Annotated in this window: 23 protein-coding genes; all 23 read right to left on the bottom strand. The window is 41.5% G+C overall.

What is annotated here, in order from left to right:
* Positions 1-6 precede the first annotated feature (6 nt).
* Complete coding sequence (locus tag GOM47_RS01005) at positions 7-1,677, bottom strand: BglG family transcription antiterminator (protein WP_235080793.1); 1,671 nt, start codon at positions 1,675-1,677, stop codon at positions 7-9.
* Between the two features lie 167 nt (positions 1,678-1,844).
* Positions 1,845-2,549, bottom strand: coding sequence for an L-ribulose-5-phosphate 4-epimerase (locus tag GOM47_RS01000; RefSeq protein WP_235080792.1), 705 nt, complete (start codon positions 2,547-2,549; stop codon positions 1,845-1,847).
* A gap of 1 nt (position 2,550) precedes the next feature.
* A complete protein-coding gene (locus GOM47_RS00995) occupies positions 2,551-3,414 on the bottom strand; it encodes an L-ribulose-5-phosphate 3-epimerase (protein ID WP_235080791.1) in 864 nt (287 codons plus the stop codon).
* 3 nt (positions 3,415-3,417) lie between these two features.
* Positions 3,418-4,083 carry a 3-keto-L-gulonate-6-phosphate decarboxylase UlaD gene (locus GOM47_RS00990; protein WP_235080790.1) on the bottom strand — a complete coding sequence of 222 codons (666 nt, stop codon included), beginning with the start codon at positions 4,081-4,083 and terminating at the stop codon, positions 3,418-3,420.
* A gap of 14 nt (positions 4,084-4,097) precedes the next feature.
* On the bottom strand, positions 4,098-4,583 hold the full coding sequence (locus GOM47_RS00985) for a PTS sugar transporter subunit IIA (RefSeq protein WP_235080789.1): 486 nt from the start codon (positions 4,581-4,583) through the stop codon (positions 4,098-4,100).
* 76 nt (positions 4,584-4,659) lie between these two features.
* On the bottom strand, positions 4,660-4,941 hold the full coding sequence (locus GOM47_RS00980; protein WP_195217493.1) for a PTS sugar transporter subunit IIB: 282 nt from the start codon (positions 4,939-4,941) through the stop codon (positions 4,660-4,662).
* A 22-nt stretch (positions 4,942-4,963) separates the two neighbouring features.
* Positions 4,964-6,421 carry a PTS ascorbate transporter subunit IIC gene (locus GOM47_RS00975; protein ID WP_235080788.1) on the bottom strand — a complete coding sequence of 486 codons (1,458 nt, stop codon included), beginning with the start codon at positions 6,419-6,421 and terminating at the stop codon, positions 4,964-4,966.
* A gap of 133 nt (positions 6,422-6,554) precedes the next feature.
* Positions 6,555-7,178, bottom strand: coding sequence for a ribonuclease P (locus GOM47_RS00970; protein WP_235080787.1), 624 nt, complete (start codon positions 7,176-7,178; stop codon positions 6,555-6,557).
* A gap of 50 nt (positions 7,179-7,228) precedes the next feature.
* Entirely contained in the window at positions 7,229-8,218 is a 990-nt protein-coding gene (jag, locus tag GOM47_RS00965) for an RNA-binding cell elongation regulator Jag/EloR (RefSeq protein ID WP_235080786.1), read from the bottom strand.
* 17 nt (positions 8,219-8,235) lie between these two features.
* The gene (locus GOM47_RS00960) at positions 8,236-9,048 is read right to left on the bottom strand and encodes a YidC/Oxa1 family membrane protein insertase (RefSeq protein WP_000728094.1); all 813 of its coding nucleotides are present in this window, start codon (positions 9,046-9,048) and stop codon (positions 8,236-8,238) included.
* Entirely contained in the window at positions 9,023-9,394 is a 372-nt protein-coding gene (gene rnpA, locus GOM47_RS00955; RefSeq protein ID WP_000748124.1) for a ribonuclease P protein component, read from the bottom strand. Before rnpA ends, GOM47_RS00960 begins: the two co-directional genes overlap by 26 nt.
* A gap of 159 nt (positions 9,395-9,553) precedes the next feature.
* Positions 9,554-10,744, bottom strand: coding sequence for an acetate kinase (locus GOM47_RS00950; RefSeq protein WP_235080785.1), 1,191 nt, complete (start codon positions 10,742-10,744; stop codon positions 9,554-9,556).
* 49 nt (positions 10,745-10,793) lie between these two features.
* Entirely contained in the window at positions 10,794-11,747 is a 954-nt protein-coding gene (locus GOM47_RS00945; protein ID WP_235080784.1) for a class I SAM-dependent methyltransferase, read from the bottom strand.
* 58 nt (positions 11,748-11,805) lie between these two features.
* Positions 11,806-12,396 (bottom strand): class I SAM-dependent methyltransferase, encoded by a 591-nt coding sequence (locus GOM47_RS00940; protein ID WP_235080783.1) that lies wholly within the window; start codon positions 12,394-12,396, stop codon positions 11,806-11,808.
* A gap of 32 nt (positions 12,397-12,428) precedes the next feature.
* Entirely contained in the window at positions 12,429-12,842 is a 414-nt protein-coding gene (comGG, locus tag GOM47_RS00935) for a competence type IV pilus minor pilin ComGG (protein ID WP_235080782.1), read from the bottom strand.
* Entirely contained in the window at positions 12,820-13,281 is a 462-nt protein-coding gene (gene comGF, locus GOM47_RS00930) for a competence type IV pilus minor pilin ComGF (RefSeq protein ID WP_235080781.1), read from the bottom strand. The genes comGG and comGF overlap by 23 nt, the downstream gene beginning before the upstream one ends.
* On the bottom strand, positions 13,244-13,546 hold the full coding sequence (gene comGE / locus GOM47_RS00925) for a competence type IV pilus minor pilin ComGE (RefSeq protein WP_235080780.1): 303 nt from the start codon (positions 13,544-13,546) through the stop codon (positions 13,244-13,246). Before comGE ends, comGF begins: the two co-directional genes overlap by 38 nt.
* Positions 13,509-13,943 (bottom strand): competence type IV pilus minor pilin ComGD, encoded by a 435-nt coding sequence (comGD, locus tag GOM47_RS00920; protein ID WP_235080779.1) that lies wholly within the window; start codon positions 13,941-13,943, stop codon positions 13,509-13,511. The genes comGE and comGD overlap by 38 nt, the downstream gene beginning before the upstream one ends.
* Positions 13,906-14,229 carry a competence type IV pilus major pilin ComGC gene (gene comGC, locus GOM47_RS00915; protein WP_235080778.1) on the bottom strand — a complete coding sequence of 108 codons (324 nt, stop codon included), beginning with the start codon at positions 14,227-14,229 and terminating at the stop codon, positions 13,906-13,908. The genes comGD and comGC overlap by 38 nt, the downstream gene beginning before the upstream one ends.
* Before the next feature lies 1 nt (position 14,230).
* Complete coding sequence (gene comGB / locus GOM47_RS00910) at positions 14,231-15,247, bottom strand: competence type IV pilus assembly protein ComGB (protein ID WP_235081262.1); 1,017 nt, start codon at positions 15,245-15,247, stop codon at positions 14,231-14,233.
* Positions 15,195-16,136 carry a competence type IV pilus ATPase ComGA gene (gene comGA, locus GOM47_RS00905; protein WP_235080777.1) on the bottom strand — a complete coding sequence of 314 codons (942 nt, stop codon included), beginning with the start codon at positions 16,134-16,136 and terminating at the stop codon, positions 15,195-15,197. The genes comGB and comGA overlap by 53 nt, the downstream gene beginning before the upstream one ends.
* Before the next feature lie 69 nt (positions 16,137-16,205).
* Positions 16,206-16,571 carry a DUF1033 family protein gene (locus GOM47_RS00900; RefSeq protein WP_000286396.1) on the bottom strand — a complete coding sequence of 122 codons (366 nt, stop codon included), beginning with the start codon at positions 16,569-16,571 and terminating at the stop codon, positions 16,206-16,208.
* 145 nt (positions 16,572-16,716) lie between these two features.
* Positions 16,717-17,868, bottom strand: a complete 1,152-nt coding sequence (gene nagA / locus GOM47_RS00895) for an N-acetylglucosamine-6-phosphate deacetylase (protein WP_001134447.1) — start codon at positions 17,866-17,868, stop codon at positions 16,717-16,719.
* Positions 17,869-17,880: the final 12 nt, after the last annotated feature.

Genomic DNA, 17,880 nt, shown 5'->3' with positions numbered 1-17,880 from the left:
ATATCATCATTCTTCAAAAAATGACTGGATAACCAATTCTTGGTTAATGAGTGCTTGAATTTCCTCTTGCAACTTCATCGCGGCATGCTTGTCTGGTATATAGGTTGAGATAATGGTTGATAAATTTTCACTAAAACTTCTGCCATCTTTTCGAAAAACTTTGTATTTCAGATAATCGACGATACGCAAGATATCCTCTGCCTCTAGTATAGGATTGACCTTTAAGACAGGAAAGCGACTCTCGAGTTCATCATTTGTTGTAATCACCAAATCCACCAAGGCAATATCTTCGACACTTTTAAACTGTTCTGTTGTGAAAACTGCTCCGATTTGCTCATTTGGAAGATAGAATCGACATTGTTTGAGCAAAAGTTTGGAAACTCCCACTCCTTCATCACAAACAAGATAGATTTTTTTGGTGGTATTCTGAGAAGAGGGGGTATATTTCAAAAATCCGCCAACGTGAATCGTCAGATAAGCGATCTCATCGTCCGTCAAATGTACAAACCAGGCCTCCTCTAAAATCTCTGCACATTTTTTAGTGATGATAAAGAGATCACTATACTTGGAGCGAATTTGTTTTGTGAGAGGATTCTTAGAAAAAATTCCATAGGTTTTTCTAAACAACAAAGCTTTACAGTGAATCAGTAAGTTTCGCAACAAGTCTTCCTTGTTTTCAATTTCCATCTTAGTCTGCGATTCAAAATACCAGATAAACTCTTCCAGGCTAGTCCTTAACTGATGAAAATCTTTGCTTTCTGCATGAATGTCCCTATCCTTTCTATAGGATAGAAGGAGAATTGCTAGTAGGGACACTTCAAGTTCTGATAAAGAAATCTCAAAGCTTTCAAAAAGACGTTTACTCAATTTTTTAGACACTCGGTACTCTATCCTTCTGCGAATCAAAGAAAATTCTTGTTCAATATCCTGATGTTTCTCTTGGTAGCGAGTGACATTATCGCAACTCAAAAGTAGATAGGGAAGCACGCGTAACATAAAGGTGACTTCGTGGTGGTTAATCTTTTTTCCTAAGTCCTGTTCAACCAGAGGCACCTGCTCCTTGAGAAATTGATGCATCTGACTAGATAAAAGCATCTCCCCTTGAAGGCGATCCTTAATCTTTTCCTCAAGAATGGTAACAAAAGCCTCGTTCCCTTCCATAAAGATGTGGTATAAGAGAGATTGAAGATGTTGAATTTTATTTAGGGGATGCGCACTAAGATAATAACCTTGTGATTTACTTACTTGCAAGGTCACTTGATACTGTTCCAAACTTAACTGATAACGGATGGTGTTGAGGTCATTTAAGACGGTGTTGCGCGAAACTTCTGTTAATTCCATAAGTTTTTCGATAGTGATGCGTTCTTTGGCAATTCCAATCCAAAACAACATCATCTGCATGCGTTCTTCCCCGCTCATCACATAGTCGTAGGAGTCAACTTCGGATAAAAGTTGCTGACAAGCAAGTCTCTGCTCCTCTGTCAAATAGACACCGATACGAGGAAGACTAACCAGATGATATTCAGGATTGCCCAGCGCATCATTAATTTTATCAATATGATAGTAGACCTTTCTCCTCGATTGCCCCAAATCTTTGGAAATGGTCATAATCGTTTTGGGAGATTCTTGATCCATGAGGTACAGCAATAGCTCACAACTCGTTTTATCTAATACCATCTTCTCCTCCTATTATTCGGGACTAATCAATCAAACAGTCTTCCTATCATAACACTTTAATAAAAATGTTTCAATGATAATATTTATCATTGGGCTCGTTTGCTTTTCGGTTTCATTGCAAAAGTGAGGCTTAGATATCTCCAAGCCTCTTTTCAATTGCTCGTTTTTTATTTTTGACCATAGTAGGCATTTGGTCCGTGCTTTCTTTGGTAATGTTTTTCCAGTATGTACTGTGGAGCAGGTTCAACTCTTGGATTGATCTGCTCTGTGAAACGGTTCATCTTGGCAACTTCTTCGAGAACAACTGAATGATAGACTGCATTTTCAGGGTTCTTGCCCCATGTGAATGGACCGTGGTTGCGAACGACAATGCCCGGAACTTCAACTGGATTGAGCCCACGACGGTCAAATTCTTCTAGAATGACTAAGCCTGTGTCCTTTTCATAAGCTACTTCAACTTCGTCCTGAGTCAAGCTACGAGCACAAGGAATTGATCCGTAAAAATAGTCGGCATGTGTTGTCCCATAAAATGGGATATCGCGTCCCGCCTGTGCCCAACCAACTGCCTCTGTTGAATGAGTGTGGACCACACTACCAATAGCAGACCAAGCCTTGTATAACTCTACGTGGGTTGGCAGATCAGAAGATGGTCTCAAATCGCCTTCAAGAACCTTCCCATCCAAATCTGTCACCACCATGTTTTCAGGAGTCAATTGATCATAATCTACGCCAGATGGTTTGATAACAATCACACCTAGCTCACGATTCACTTCTGAGACATTACCCCATGTGAATTTAACCAAGCCATGCTTAGGAAGAGATTGATTGGCTTCGCAGACACGCTTTCTCATATCATTGATTACTTGATTCATCTTACATCAAACCCGCTTTCTTTATTAATGGGTAGAGGAAATCTTGTGCTTCTTTGATAGCCGCTTTGGTTTCTTCTACTGTTTCACAGTTTTCAGACCACATCTCGATTAGGAAAGGACCATTATAGTTGGTTTTCTTCAAAATATCAAAAGCTGCTTCCCAGTTGACACAACCAGCCCCAAAAGGAACATCTCGAAATTGTCCTTTTGAATTCTCGGTCACAGGATAGGTATCCTTAAGATGGAGGGCTGCAAGGGCATGGTGCCCGATATAAAATTCACTATAAACATCATTATGCCAAGCTGAGACATTGCCAATATCTGGATAGACAAAGAGATAAGGTGAATCAATCTCTTTTTCAACAGCCAAGTACTTCTCAATGCTATTGATAAAAGGATCGTCCATAATCTCAATAGCCAAAATCACTTGGGCTTCCTCCGCCCAGTCACAGGCTTGTCGGAGGTTTTTGATAAAGCGTTCACGTGTTTGAGGGGACTTTTCCTCATAATAAACATCATATCCAGCTAGCTGAATGGTACGAACTCCCAAATCCTGAGCCAGTTTGATACATTTTCTCATCAGTTCCAGCGATTTTTTTTCTAAAACAGGATCGTTTGAACCCATTGGATAGCGACGATGGCCTGAGAAACAGATGGACGGGATTCGGATACCTGTTTCATAGATAGCTTTCACAATCTCCAAACGTTCTTCCTTGCTCCAATCAAGACGAGCCAAACGTTCGTCACGCTCGTCAATCGACATTTCAACGAAGTCGAAGCCCAATTCTTTGGCAAAATTCAAGCGTTCCAACCAAGTAAAATGCTTGGGTGTAGCTTTTTCATAGATTCCAATTGGACGTGCCATGGCTTACCCCCAAATTCGTTTGATTTCATCCTTAAAGGCACGCGCTGCTCCTGCCGGATCTGGTGCCTCAGTAATTCCGCGACCTGCGATGAAAGTAAAGACATCCACTCCTTTAAAGAGTTTGAGTGTATCCACATCTAGTCCGCCTGTAACAGACACACGGAAGCCCATATCAATCAATTTTTTGACCTTGTTTAGATCTTTTTCACCCCAAGTTTCTCCAGCAAGTAGAGCATCACGAGATTGGTGGTAGATTGCTTGGGAGATTCCCGCATCAAGCCAGAGTTGAGCCTGTTCAAAAGTCCAGTCTCCGTAAAGTTCGATTTGGATCTCTCCTCTATCTCCACGTTCAGCTGTGATTGCTTTGAGCGCTGCTTCCATAGTCGGAATGGTTGCACAGCAGATACAAGTCATCCAGTCTGCTCCGCGTACAGCATTATTCTTGGCAACCGTTCCACCGGCGTCCGCACACTTGGTGTCTGCCACGATGATCTTATCTGGGAAAAGGCTACGCAAGACTTCTACCAATTCGCTCCCTACTTGAAGTAGGCAAACAGTACCAGCTTCAATGATATCCACTTCATGACCAACAGATACAGCAGCCTTAATTGCGCCTTGCAAATCTGAATGGTCTAGTGCAACTTGTAAATTTGGTATTCTTTTAGTCATCTTCCTACTCCTTTTTAGCTTTCCAAGTCCAAGCCTTCAAGGTATGGACTATTTTTTGATTCTTCGATCATATCCAAAACTTCTTCCTTACTCTGACATCCTTGCAAGCGGGCAATGGAATCTTCCAACTCAAACAAGGCAATAATTTGTGGAATCGCTACACTTGTATGAATCTTTGAGCTTGTCGCAGCCAAAGCTAGTAAGACGGATACTTCTTTTCCATCTGAAAAAACAACGGGATTTTGCAAGGTAATCAGTGAAAAAGCATCCCGCTGAACACCTGCCTCTGGTCTAGCATGGGGCATAGCCATCCCTGGCATTAAAATATAGTAGGGACCATATTCTTCTGTTGACTCAATAATCGCATCATAGTACTCTGGTAAAATTGCACCACTTTCAATCAAGGGTTCCACTGCTAACTTAACTGCTTCTTTCCAGTCAGACGCCTCAAGTCCCAATCGAATTGAATCATTTTCAATCAAAGCTTGTTTTAAATTCATAGTTGCCTCCTTTATGTAAAGAGGGACTAGGACAGAACCTCGTATTCACAGTTCCTGTCCAGCCCCCTCCAACCTTTTACTGTAGTGCCTGACTGAGTTTTTCAGTGATTTCTTTATCATCCATCAAGTTGTCAAGCCCAATCAACTTCCCATTTGTTCTGCCTTCCAATTCTTGGATTAGGTGAAGAGAAGCGATAACAATATCATAGCCAGCAGCCAAACTTTTAGCTTCGCCGACACTGCATGAGTTTACTGTAAAGTCTGTTTGGTTTAGCTTACGGAGCGCATTTTCCACCTTCATCTTGATAACCATTGATGAACCCATACCATTTCCACATGCTGCTAATACTTTAACCATTTTATTTCTCCTTTTCTAAATTCTAAGCTTCTTCTTGTACTTCGCCGTTATAGTATTTTTCTTTATCTTTTGCTTTGGCAAACTGAATTTGAGGAATGACAAGCAAGAAGAGGCAAACAAGTACATAACCAATAATACCGAGGTATTTGAAAATGTAGCCAAATCCAAGCCATGGGAATTCAAAGTCAATATTTCCATGGTAACCACCATAAGCTGCCAAGTCGAGAAGGGCTACGCAAAGAGCACCAAGGGCAACTTGAAGTACACCTGAGATGAAGGACAAGATAACTGCCGCTTTCCAACCACCACGTTTATCAGCGTAAACGGCGATGGCTGCATTATCAAAGAACACCGGTACAAATCCTGTGATGATAAGGATAGGGTTTTTGAAGACGATAAGTAGAACGATTGTAATCAATTGCCCAATCAAACCAAAGGCAAAACCTGACAAAACAGCATTTGGAGAACCAAATCCATAAGAAGCCGCAACGTCCACCGCTGGGAATGAACCTGGCAAAAGTTTGCTTGAGATACCTTGGAAGGCATTTGTCAATTCAGATACGAACATGCGAACACCTTGCATCAAGATAAACAAGTAAACTGAGAAAGTGAAAGCTGTTTGGATAATATACATGAAGAAGTCTTGCTTAGCAGGATTGAACAAAGTTCCTGAAGTGATCACTTCTTTGTTTGACATGATTTCTGGTCCCAAGATCAAAAGAATTGCACCAAAGAAGACCAACATCAAAGTTGCAGAGGCAACTACTGTATCATGGAAGATAGAGAGGAATTTAGGCAATTTAATATTGTCTAGACTTTCTTCCTTCTTACCAAAGCGTCCTGCGATTTTATCTACAAACCAGATAGCAAATTGTTGTTGGTGACCAATCGCAAAACCACCACCACCAGTCAAACGTTGAGTTGCTTCAACAGTCATGTTTGAGCTGATAGCCCAGTAAAGTCCACAGATAATTCCGATAGCCGCTGTCCCATAAGCATTGCGCAATTGTGGAACCAAGAAGAGAACCATAAGAGAAACAGTTGCTGCTTGTTGCACCATGATATGCCCTGTGATAAAGAGGGTTCTCACTTTGGTGAGTTTACGGAAAGCCACTAGCAGGATATTGACCCCGAAACCAATCAAAAGGGCTGTTGTTGCAGTTCCGACAAAGTCAGGAAACTCAGCTGCAATTTTGTTATTTGCTGCTGCAAGTCCGAAGTAAGGGTCGATAACTGCCGCACCAATTTGGAATTTAAAGTTGAGCGCTGCCAAGATCGGACGGAAAGTGGTAACCAAGCCCCCCGCACCAACGTTTAGCAACATATAACCAACTGTCGCTTTTACAAATCCTGAAAAGACTTCATGAGTTGGCTTTTTCAAAAGCGCATACCCAATCAGTACCAATAGACCTACGAAAAATGCGGGATTCTGCAAAATATTGCTAGAAAACCAATTTAGAACACCTGAAATGACTTCCATAACTGCTCTCCTTTATTTGAATTGTTTTTGTAACTTTATTATATATTTTGAAAGCGCAAACAAAAAGACCAAGAATTACACAGCGGACTGTTCACTCTTGGACTGTACGATTTATGATATTTTTTGAGAAATTTTACTTCCTCGTCACCTCATAGTAAGGCAACAAGCGTGTAAAAGCGTCTTCTAACTTCTCCAATATCGCTTCTACTGACTGATTTTCAATGAAGGAAACATCTGCCTTGACCAAAACTTTACGAATTTCCTGACATTGCACCTTCTCGCGTAAGAGCTGACGATCTTCTTCTGTGGCTTCTACCTTTTGACTCTGGTCATCGGTATATGCTAGATAATACATTCCTTCTACCGGTGAAATATCTAAAACCTTGGCTTGTTTGCCCAGAGTCTGCTCATCTTTCTTGCGCTCGATGAAACTGACTTCTAAGGAAATACCAGAGTCTGAGGGATTTCCATACAAACGCAAGGCCATCATAGGTTCTGTCACTTCTCCGTCTCTCTGTAGATAGGCCCAGAAATGTGGTCGCAAGCGTTGCGCTTGATTCATCCACTGACTAGTTTGTTGCAGTTGCCATTCTGGATGCTTTTCTTGGAAGGCCTTGGCTAAGTTCGTAAAAGCCTTGCGAGCCCCCTGCCCTTTGTGGCGCAACGCCAGCATCTTCTCTCGCTCATCTCCAGCCTTATCTGGATGACGATATTGGATACCTGCATAAGATAGATAGTTCCTGATTGCTTCCATCATCTGTTTCTTCTCCCTTTTCTAACAAAAAATCAGGACAAGCCTGATTTTATTTATTCTGTATCTACGACTACATAGCGATTTGGCTCATCACCCTCAGAGTAACTCGTCACGCCAGCCATGCGTGAAATAATGCGATGGATAATCTTGCGTTCGCTATTTGACATTGGATCTGTTTGTTGACTTCGACCTTCTTCTAGAACACGAGTCGCTAATTTTTGAGCGTAGGTTTGCAACACTTCTGCACGATGTTCAACGTAATCATTGACGTTGATTGTGATATAGAAAGTTCTTGAATAACGATTGTAGAGGTAGTTTTGCGCCAAAAGCTGAAGTGCTTTCAATACTTTTCCGTGGTAGCCGATAATACGACCTGGTTCATTGGTGTCAATTTGAAGATTGATGGTGCGGCGATTGTAGCCGCTTGAAATAGTCCCTTCAACATCCATATCATCCACAATGGTTTGAACATAGTTAGTCACTTGAGCTGCTACTTGTTCGATGTCATAACTCGGCTCCACCTTCAAACCTAGATCTTCCAAAGACTGGCTTTCTACCGATTCTGACATAGATACAAATTCTTCACACTCTGCTGGGTCTTCCACTCCAGCATCTCCTGTCTGCAATTCATTTAAAATCGCGATGTGACCTGTTTCTTCTAAAATCGTGCTAGCATGTTTCTCGTTTTTCAAGATTTCAGCCTTGACCTCTTCAGAGACACCTTGGCCTTCTTCTTCAATTTTCTTGATGGCTTCAACCACATATCCCAAATCAACTGTCGCCTCTGTTACTGTCTTAACAGGTTCGTTTTGTTCATTGATTTCTTTCGGAACACCTTTTACAGCTTGTTGATTGGCTTTAATCACAGTCGTTTCACTAATCGCTTCGATATCAACTTGAGCTGGCTTCTTACCAAACAAGCCTAAGAATCCTTTTTTCTCTTTCGAAACGACCTTGATGTGTGCCTTCATTCTTGGAATGTCTAATTCTTTCAATCCTTTTTGGATTGCTTCTTCAACCGTTGAACCTGTAAATAATACCATTATCAGATTCCTCCTTATTATTTCGTTTTCTGAGCCTTTTTCTTGGCTTTTCTTTTTCTATTTTCCAAATCTTTTTTAGCTTGTACTTCCGCCTCACGCGCTGCAATAATCTTAAAAGGATTGTTTAAGAAGTAAGTTTGCAAAACTTGATAAGCATTGGATACTGCCCAGTACAAGGCTACGCCACTAGGTGAAGAGATGGCAAAGATAAAGATCAGTACAGGCATCCCGTACATCATCCCTGTCATAGCTCCACTTCTTTCAGGTAAAGCCTTATTCGATAACCAACTACTTAAGAAGGTAAAGACTGCCGCCAAAATCGGAAGAATAAAGCTTGTGTCTACTCCCCCAAGGTTCACCCACAAAAAATGCCCTGTTTTCAAAAAGTCTACTCGAGTCAAGGCTTGGAAGAGAGCCAAGAGAACCGGCATTTGAATCAAAATCGGCCAGAGAGAAGAGGAGTGTTTGACCCCTAATTCTTTATAGACCTTCCGCATCTCCTGATCCAGCTTGGTTCTACTTTCCATATCACGACCTGGATATTGTTCTTGCAGAGCCTTGATGCGTGGTTGAGCCTCTTGCATTTTTCTAGAGGCCACCATCTGAGTCTGAAAGACTGGCAATAGAATCGTACGAATCAGGATCGTAAAGAGGATAATCCCCACTCCGATACTAATGTCAAAGGACAAGAAGCGGATGATTTCAGCAAAAAAATAGACAAATTTACTCCATATATCTGTAGAATCTGCTGCAACATCGCTCGTCCCACAGGCTGTCATGACAAATAAGGACAAGCCCAGCAAACTAATCAACTGTAGTTTCTTTTTCACTCCTAATTCCTTCCCGGTAAATCTTTGATAACTTTAATACGTGGAGTAGATTTTTCTCCATTTCTGCATAATCCAAGCCTTCAACCCCTTTTCGAGCAATTACGACAAAATCAACGTTATCAGCTAACTGCTCCCTTACACTTAGCAAAATGTGTCGAATCCGTCTTTTAATTTGATTTCTAGTGACTGCATTCCCTAATTTCTTACTGACGGACAGCCCTACTCGAAAATGACTTTTCTGATTCTCCAATTGGTAGACAACAAATTTACGATTAGCAAAACTTGTTCCATCCGTGAAAATAGCCTTAAAATCTTTCTCTCTTTTTACACGAAAGCTTTTCTTCAAAACTCAACTCCATCTATTAAATTACTACTATTATACCATAAATTTCAAAAAAGCCAATAATGACAAGGTTTTAGACTGTTTTAACAACAAAAAGTTGGGAAATTTTATCTCCCAACTCCTTTTTATTGTATCTTACCTTGTAATTTTATTCAGTTCACCTTACTTTTTCAAGCGTTCAACATCACGAGCGATGACCAATTCTTCATCAGTTGGGATAACCAAGACACGAACTTTAGCAGACTCTGTTGAGATATCACCTGTTGCTCCAAAGACATTCTTTTCTGGATCGACATCGCAGCCAAACCAAGAAATGCCTTCAATAACCATCTGACGAATCGTTACAGAGTTTTCTCCAATTCCGGCTGTAAAGATAATGGCATCTGCACCATTCAAAACTGCTAAATACTGACCAATGTATTTTTGGATACGATCTACAAAAATCTCATTTGCCAGCTGCGCTTTCTCATCACCCGCACGCATAGCTTCGTGAATATCACGCATATCGCTTGATCTCTCAGAAACACCCAAAAGTCCTGACTCACGATTGAGAATTCGACTGATATCCTCTGGTGTATTGAAGTCCTCTGTATGTTGCATTAAATAGGGGATAATTGCTGGATCAATATCACCTGTACGAGTCCCCATCATAATACCACCAAGTGGAGTGAAGCCCATGGATGTATCAACAGACTGACCGCCTTTGACAGCTGTAATAGAAGCACCATTACCAATATGGCAGGTAATCAATTTCAACTCTTCTAGGGGGCGACCTAAAATTTTAGCTGCTTCTCCTGCTACAAACTGATGACTTGTCCCGTGGGCTCCATACTTACGAACTTTATTTTCAGTATAGTATTTGTTTGGAAGAGGGTAACGATAGGCTTTCTCTGGCATTGTTGTATGGAATGATGTATCAAAAACAACAACGCTGGTAATATCTGGAAGCAATTCCTTAAATGCGCGAATTCCTGCTGCGTTGGCTGGGTTGTGAAGAGGAGCTAAAAGTCCCAACTCTTCAACCTTTTCCAAAACATCTCCCTCTACCAAGGTTGACTCTTTGAAATATTCACCACCAGCCACAACACGGTGCCCAACACCAGTTATTTCATCATAACCTTTGATGATGTCAAAACGAATCAGATCATCTAATAAAATTTTAACAGCTTGTATGTGATCTTCAATATCAAGAATTTGTTGTTCAGAACGGCCGTCGAATTTTACAGTTGAGATAGAGTCCTTCAAGCCAATACGTTCAATCAAGCCTTTCGCTAATACTATTTCTTCTGGCATTTGGTAAAGTTGCCATTTCAAACTCGAGCTTCCTGCATTGATTGCAATTGTTTTAGTCATAACATGATACCTCTTTTAAGCGTTTTCAACTATTATAACAAAATTTACCTTACATTTCAGTACCTTTGCTCCATTTTTGAAAATTTTCTTTGAATTTCAATAGTGCAGCTGGATCTTGCAAACTTTCTAGCGGATAGACAAAAGGTTGCAGTTCCTGTTCGGTTTTCTTCTGTAAAACGAAAATACTCTTAGCCTGACTGACCGTTGAGAAAATATCCTCTGGCAGAGTGATGATGGTAGCAAGACTGACTTCGTCTTTGAGCCAATCTTTTAACAAATCACTTTGAGGGCTGGTCAACAAATCACTCGGAGCCAGAAAAATAGCATAGCCATCTGACTTGAGGTACTTGAGACCTTGTTCCATGAGCAAATGGTGGGCATAGGTATGTTCTTGGCTAGAAGCCACATGATAGCGTGAAGCGATAGTGTCGTCTGGGTAATAGCCGACAGGCAAGTCGCTGATGACAACGTCGCTTTCTTTAAGCATTTGCGGACGAACGGCGTCTCCTTGGACAAAACCAGCCTGCAAACCAATCGCATCTGCCATGCTAGCCGCCAAATCAATCAGCAAGTCATCCACTTCAATTCCCAAGTAATCCACTTTTTTAGCAAGAGATGTCAAGAAAGTAGCCCCCAAAATTCCCATACCAGAACCTATTTCGAGGATACTAACTTCCTCTTGATCAAGCAATTCTTCCACAACAAGTACCAAGAGGAGGGCAATGGCATCTGGTGTAAACTGGTGATTGGCCTGCAAAGGCTCCGTTTGTCCTGCCTTCATCAAGAGAAACTGGTAGGTCTTGAGCCACTCTTCCTTGCGAAGTGCTAAGCGCTTAAGAGCTTGATTGTTCTCCTTGACCTGCTCTAGTTTGGTCTCGCCATCTAGGTAGATACTATTTTGCTCTACTAAGGCATCATAAAAGTTGGTCGCCAAATCACTTTGGATGACTTGGACATTCTCTAGTAAATACGTATAAGCTTGTTCTATTTTTTCAAAATCCATATTCCTATCTTATCAAATTTCCCTCCTTTTTTCCATCTGAAGAGAAAAAATCACTGCTTTAGTCAGCAAGTGATTTTTGGGCTACTGTTAAAAAGAGTTCTGCGTAATTTCCTTGAAACAAGTCTTTAGCACTATAGAGGATCTGACTGTCAATGCTTGAAAAACCAAACTGGGCGAGCTTGGTTTCCAGTTCTGCTAAATCAAAACCATGATGGTTAGGCTCTATCTTGGTAAAATCAGCAATGAGGACCTGTCCATTCTCCCTAAGGTGATGGTGAAACATGGCAAGAGTCGCATCTAGATCGGGCATATGATGAAGAACTCGACTGACAACAATCAGGTCAAATTGCTGTCCCAAGGGATTTGCCAGTAAATCCTGCTCCAAAAACTGGATATTCTTGATGTCTTGTTGCTCTGCTTTCAAACGGGCTTGCTCCAGCATTTTCTCCGAGATGTCTACAAGGGTAACCGACTGGGCTTGCTTAGCTAGAGGCAAGGCTAACAGACCCGTCCCACCACCAAAGTCCAGTATTGCCTTGTCTGATAGAAAATCAATCTGTGCTTCAACTGCTTGACAAACCAAGTTTGCAAGGAAGATATTTTTGGGCGAATCAAAGGTTTCTGCTTTGTGATTAAAATCGTGTTTCATACTTTTAGTTTAACACAAAGAAGTTGAATTACCTAGGAATTGGCTTTCTTATCTGCCTTATTTTCTGTTTTTGTCTGATTTAGTTCTTGACTTGAATCAGTCGCTACCTGTTGCTTTTTATCCGTTTTCTTTTCCTTGGGTTTCATCGAAGGAAAGAGAAATTCATAGTTGCTCTTATTCATTCGAACACTTGTTGCAAAACCTGTTTTCGTATTTTGATAAGTAACTTTTCCCAGGTTAAAGACTCGTTCCCCACTTTCTTGTTCAACCTTATCTTTACTTCGCTTGGCCATGGCAAAAGCTACCAACTTTTCTTTGTTTAGGGCAAAGTCTTTGTGATGGGCTACTTGCCGATTCAAATAAAACTGCAGCAATAGACTAAAGATGGCTGCCATAGTCACTGCATATAGGAGAACGCCTGCCTTAACTTTTTGCTTTTTCCACACGATAGATGAACTCCCTTTCTAAGCCTTTTTGAAATTGGAAGTGAAAGCGAACCAGTTGATTTTCCTCTGTGATTTGTGCTGATTTCAATCCATAAACCATAGGTTGGTAGCCTCGTCCACTGCTATCGGTTTTTCGAAAATCTTCCGATTTAGACTTGCCTATCGCAATTTCCTTGCCATCCTGCTTCATATAAATACGATTGCCTTCCACCTTTTCGAACTGCGAACGCTCTAACTCCGCCTCCAGCTGATCCACAAACAAGAGCCACTCCTTTTGCTCTCTTTGCTGCTGGTAACGAACTTCTGAAATGAGGAGCTGACTCATAGCTTGAAAGAGGAGCAAGCCTCCGCTAATGACGATAAGGGCAATCAGAGATTCTAAAAGAGTGAAAGCTCTTACCTTACTGCTCTTTAAGGTCGAGCAACTTCTCTGAACCATGGTAGACCTCCACTCCTTTTTCACTAGCAAATACCTGAATCTCAACTCCGTTGACCTTCACTTGATTTTGTCCCGTCTGCAAGGCCATCTTAGCGACACGTAAGACTTCCTCTTTTTGCAAAATTTCTGCCTCTTCTTGTCTATTTTTCTGGATTTGTCCCAAAAGAAGGGTTGCAATACTGGCAAATACGGCCAGAGCTACTACTGCTTCTAGTAAAATCACTGCCCTAATTTTTTGTTTCTTTAATGCGTTTAATTTTTCCATTTCCTAGATATAATCGATAGCTGATTGCTCCTTTGCTGGTCTGAAATTCAACCTTAGCCAGAGATCTATTCCCACCAGCTCGGTCAAAGTGAATCGTCTGTCCTGATGGTGCTTGAATTCCTTTGGGAACGATTAATTTTTGACTGCCATTGCTAATGGTCTGTCCCTCTAAATTCAAGCTGGTCTTTTGCTGACTAGCAACACTGCGTTTTTGCGTTTCCCGATAGAGTTCTTCAAATTCCATAAAGAAAATCTGCTCCTCAACCGCAGCAAAACTAGACTGGACTGAGCTTGACAAAGCCAAAGCAATGATACTCACAAGTCCCAAAACCAAGAGACTTTCAAACATGGTAAAGGCCTTAATCTGCAACAGTCTGACTTGTTTTTTGTTTCGCATAGTAGTCTTTATAAGCCTTGACTTGCTCTGCTGTGATACGTCCGTCCGCCTGTAATTTACTTAAGCTAGCATCTTCATTCTTGTCCAGACTATAAAGTTCTGCCTGGCTTTCCACCACCTTGACAACTGCAGCCTTTCCTTTGTCATCAACAACATCCTTTTGCTTGGTCAAATTGGGCACAAAGAGCAAGAGGAGTACGCTGATGATGAGCAAGACGACTAACATCTCTACCAGAGTGAAAGCTTGAACCTTGGCTTTTTTAAAATTTGTCATGAGTTTGTTCATTTTAAAAATTTACCTCCATATTTTGATACATGGGCATAAGCATTGCCGCATAAAGTAAAACGATAATCAGGGCCACAAAGATAAAAACCAGTGGCTGCACCAGATTCATGGTGCGGTTGACTCGGGTAAAAAAGGCTTCCCAAGTTTTTTCGGCATAGATTTCCAACTCACTCCCCAGCTTGGACTTGACTTCCCCATACTCAATGATGAGACTCAACTCCTTTTTAAAGAAAGGATAGGTCGCTATGGTTTGAGAAAATTCGCGGCCATTTTGCAGGGCTTGAGCCAAATCTTGACCGATTTCTTTAAAGAGCTGAGAACCTTGTTCCTGCATGATTTGAAAAATCTGCGTCAGCTCCATTCCCTGCGAAATCATATTGCCCCATTCACGCGCGTAATAAGCTGTCAGATAGGTCTGGACAAAGATTCCAAGAAAGGGAATCCGTGCCAACATCGAGAAGACCCCCATCTTGGTACTTCTTTTGTAGAAAGTGAGAGCTAAAAGTAGAGACAGAGAGCAAACCAACACTAGTCCAAGAAAAATTTGTGGCAGATTACCGATGATTTGGGTGGCAATATTGCTACTGTCCAGTTGGGGTAGTAGATAGTTTCTCAATCCCAGCATGATTAACAAGAGAAATCCCAGCAAAATCAAAGGATAGGTCGCCACTTCGATTAACTTTTTCTTAACCTTGGCCAAATTATCCAAATATTCTTCTATCTTTCCCAAACTCAGATGAAGATTCCCATGAACTTCAGCTAGGGATAACTGAGTCACAATGGCACCTGAAAATCCTAAACTTTCCATCATTTCTGAGAAAGATTTCCCCTGAGACAGCCCTTGGTGCATCTGTGTCACATAGTCCTTTTCTAGCAAGGCACTTCTCCCCAAGAAAGAAATAATTTCCACCAAATGAAAACCACTGGAGAAGAGATTGTTAAACAGGGTGATGATTTTCTTCTGCTTAGCTGTAGCTAATTTTTTCCGTTTCAGCCTGAAGACTTGTGATATGTCCATCTTTAAGAAGCTGGTCAATCTGCTCATTCCAGCTAGTTGGCTGGTGTTCTTGATAGTCTTTGTTTGCAAAGTCAACGATTCCTCCTCCCCCGATTAATCTCTGGTAGCAGACTCCTTGCAGGACAACTGCTAGTTCCTCCTCCGTCACACCCAACTCCAGAAGACGTTCATAAACACCTCGGATACTCTTGGCATGAATGGTTGAAAAAACTGTCGCCCCTGTCAAACTGGCTCTGACCACTGCACGCGCCGTCTCGCTGTCACGAATTTCACCGATAATCAAAAGATCGGGACGATGACGCAAGGATAGTTTGATTAGATTTTCATAGGTCAAGCCAATCGCCTCATTCAACTGCAACTGCAACATCTCTTCCTGCTTGATCTCGACAGGGTCTTCGATGGACATAACCTGCTGCCCCTTAAACAGAGACTTAGCCAATTCGTGCATCAGCGTCGTCTTGCCACTTCCGACGGGACCTGCAAATAGATAGAGACCCCGTTGCCTGTATTGCTTGCCCAGTTCTCCAATATCCTGAAACCAGAAATGCAGATCCTGCTCCTCATCGTGTAACAAACGAATGACCAAACTCTCATGTCCCCGATAATCTCCCACGGTGGACAAACGCAGTGAAGAAACCTTTTCGTCATACTGATAATCACAAGAACCCAGCTGACTGCGACGCTTTTCTCCTACATTCATCCCAGCTACAAACTTGAAATGACTAATCACAGCAGCAAATTTTTCAAAATCATAACAACCGATTTTACATCTTTCGTCTCCCACTCTCATATGGAGTTCATACGCATCTAATTTAGGAACAAAATAAATGTCTTGTGCACCTTTTCTCCTAGCCGAACGAATGATCTCTTGTGCGATTTCTTGAACCATACTTACCTCCTCACCTATACTATTCGAAAAAATTGGAAAAAATAAAAAGCAACTTTTAAAAGTTACTTTTTATCTCCATTTCATGCGGCAAGAACGGTGTTTTTCTTGACCTGTTTGTTTTTCGTAGCCTGGACGTAGCTTTTCATCGGGGATGACTTGCTCATCCTGTAAAAGAGCCAAAGAATGATACTGCTGCAAGTACTCATCACACTCATCACACCAGCGTTTATCAGCAGGATCCCAAAAAATAGTCATCAAATCACTCCGACTCTTATAAAGAGGATTCTTCTTTTCCAACTCAAACCAGCATGATTTATAATATTTTAGGGCATCATAATACTTGTCAAAAGATTGACTCATGATGACATCTTCTTCCCAGCCTTCTATAAACCACCACGGTTCAAAATCCCCATACATTTCTATAACACGATACATTTTCACTACTTCCTTTGTACCGTATATTATAACGAATTTTCTAGAACAATGAAAGGATTTTGCTTCATTATAGAATAATCTTCTAGCTTTCTGAAGATACCTCTAAATAGAAAAGCAAAGGCTGAGTCACAGCCTCTGCTTTTTATTATGCTTGATAACGTTTCACACCATCTAGATAGGTTGCAACTAATTCCAAATCTTTATCTAGTACGATAAAGTCAGCATCGTAACCTTCACGGATTTGACCACAGACATCATCAATGTGAACAGATTTTGCTGGGTTGAGACTGGCCATCATGACTGCTTCATGTGGATTCGCAATGCCCCATTCAACCACATTCTTCAAACCATCTTTGAGTTTGAGGATAGAACCTGCCAAATTGCCTGTAGATTTGAGGCGAGCAGTTCCATTGGCAACTACTACCGGGAATTCTCCCAACATGTAGTCTCCATCTTCCAAGCCACCCGCTGTCATACAGTCTGTGATAAGGGCAATATTTTCAGTTCCCTTTTGTTTGAGCAAAATGTCACAGGCCTTTGGATCTACGTGGTGACCGTCACAAATCAATTCTGCGTAAGTATGTGGCAACTCATACATGGCTCCGACCATACCGAGTTCACGGTGAGTCAACCCACGCATCCCATTGTAGGCATGTACCCAAACGCTTGCTCCAGCATCGACTGCTTTTTTAGCTTCATCAAAAGTCGCATTGGAGTGTCCAAGAGCAACAGTCACTCCTTCACCCGTAACTGTACGAACAAAGTCTTCTACACCTTCGCGTTCTGGCGCAAGGGCAATTTTATTAAGCAAGCCATTGGCAGCTTTTTGCCAAGCACGAAACTCATCCATACGAGGATCTTTCATATAGGCAGGGTTTTGAGCTCCTTTGTATTTCTCTGTGAAATAAGGGCCTTCAAAATAGATTCCACGAATCTTGGCTCCACTTGCTTCCTGGTAACGAGCACCGATATTTTCAGTTACCGCAAGCAACTGCTCGTAAGAGGAAGTCAACGTCGTTGGCAAGAAGCTAGTAACACCCGTGCTAAGTAGTCCTTCACTCATGGTATGAAGGGTTCCTTCGATGTTATTATCCATGACATCCACACCGCCAAATCCATGAATGTGGGTATCCACAAGTCCTGGGGCAATGCTATAACCTGTATAGTCAATCACCTCAGCTCCTTCAGGAATCTGTTCTACATGTTTTCCAAACTTGCCATCCACAAGTTCTAAGTAACCACCACGACGAACTCCGTGTGGGTAGAAAAACTGATCCGCTTTAATATAATTAGGCATAATGATAACCTC

Source organism: Streptococcus oralis (assembly GCF_021497945.1).
In the GTDB taxonomy this organism is placed as follows: domain Bacteria; phylum Bacillota; class Bacilli; order Lactobacillales; family Streptococcaceae; genus Streptococcus; species Streptococcus oralis_BR.
This window is presented reverse-complemented; position numbering and strand designations above follow the sequence as displayed.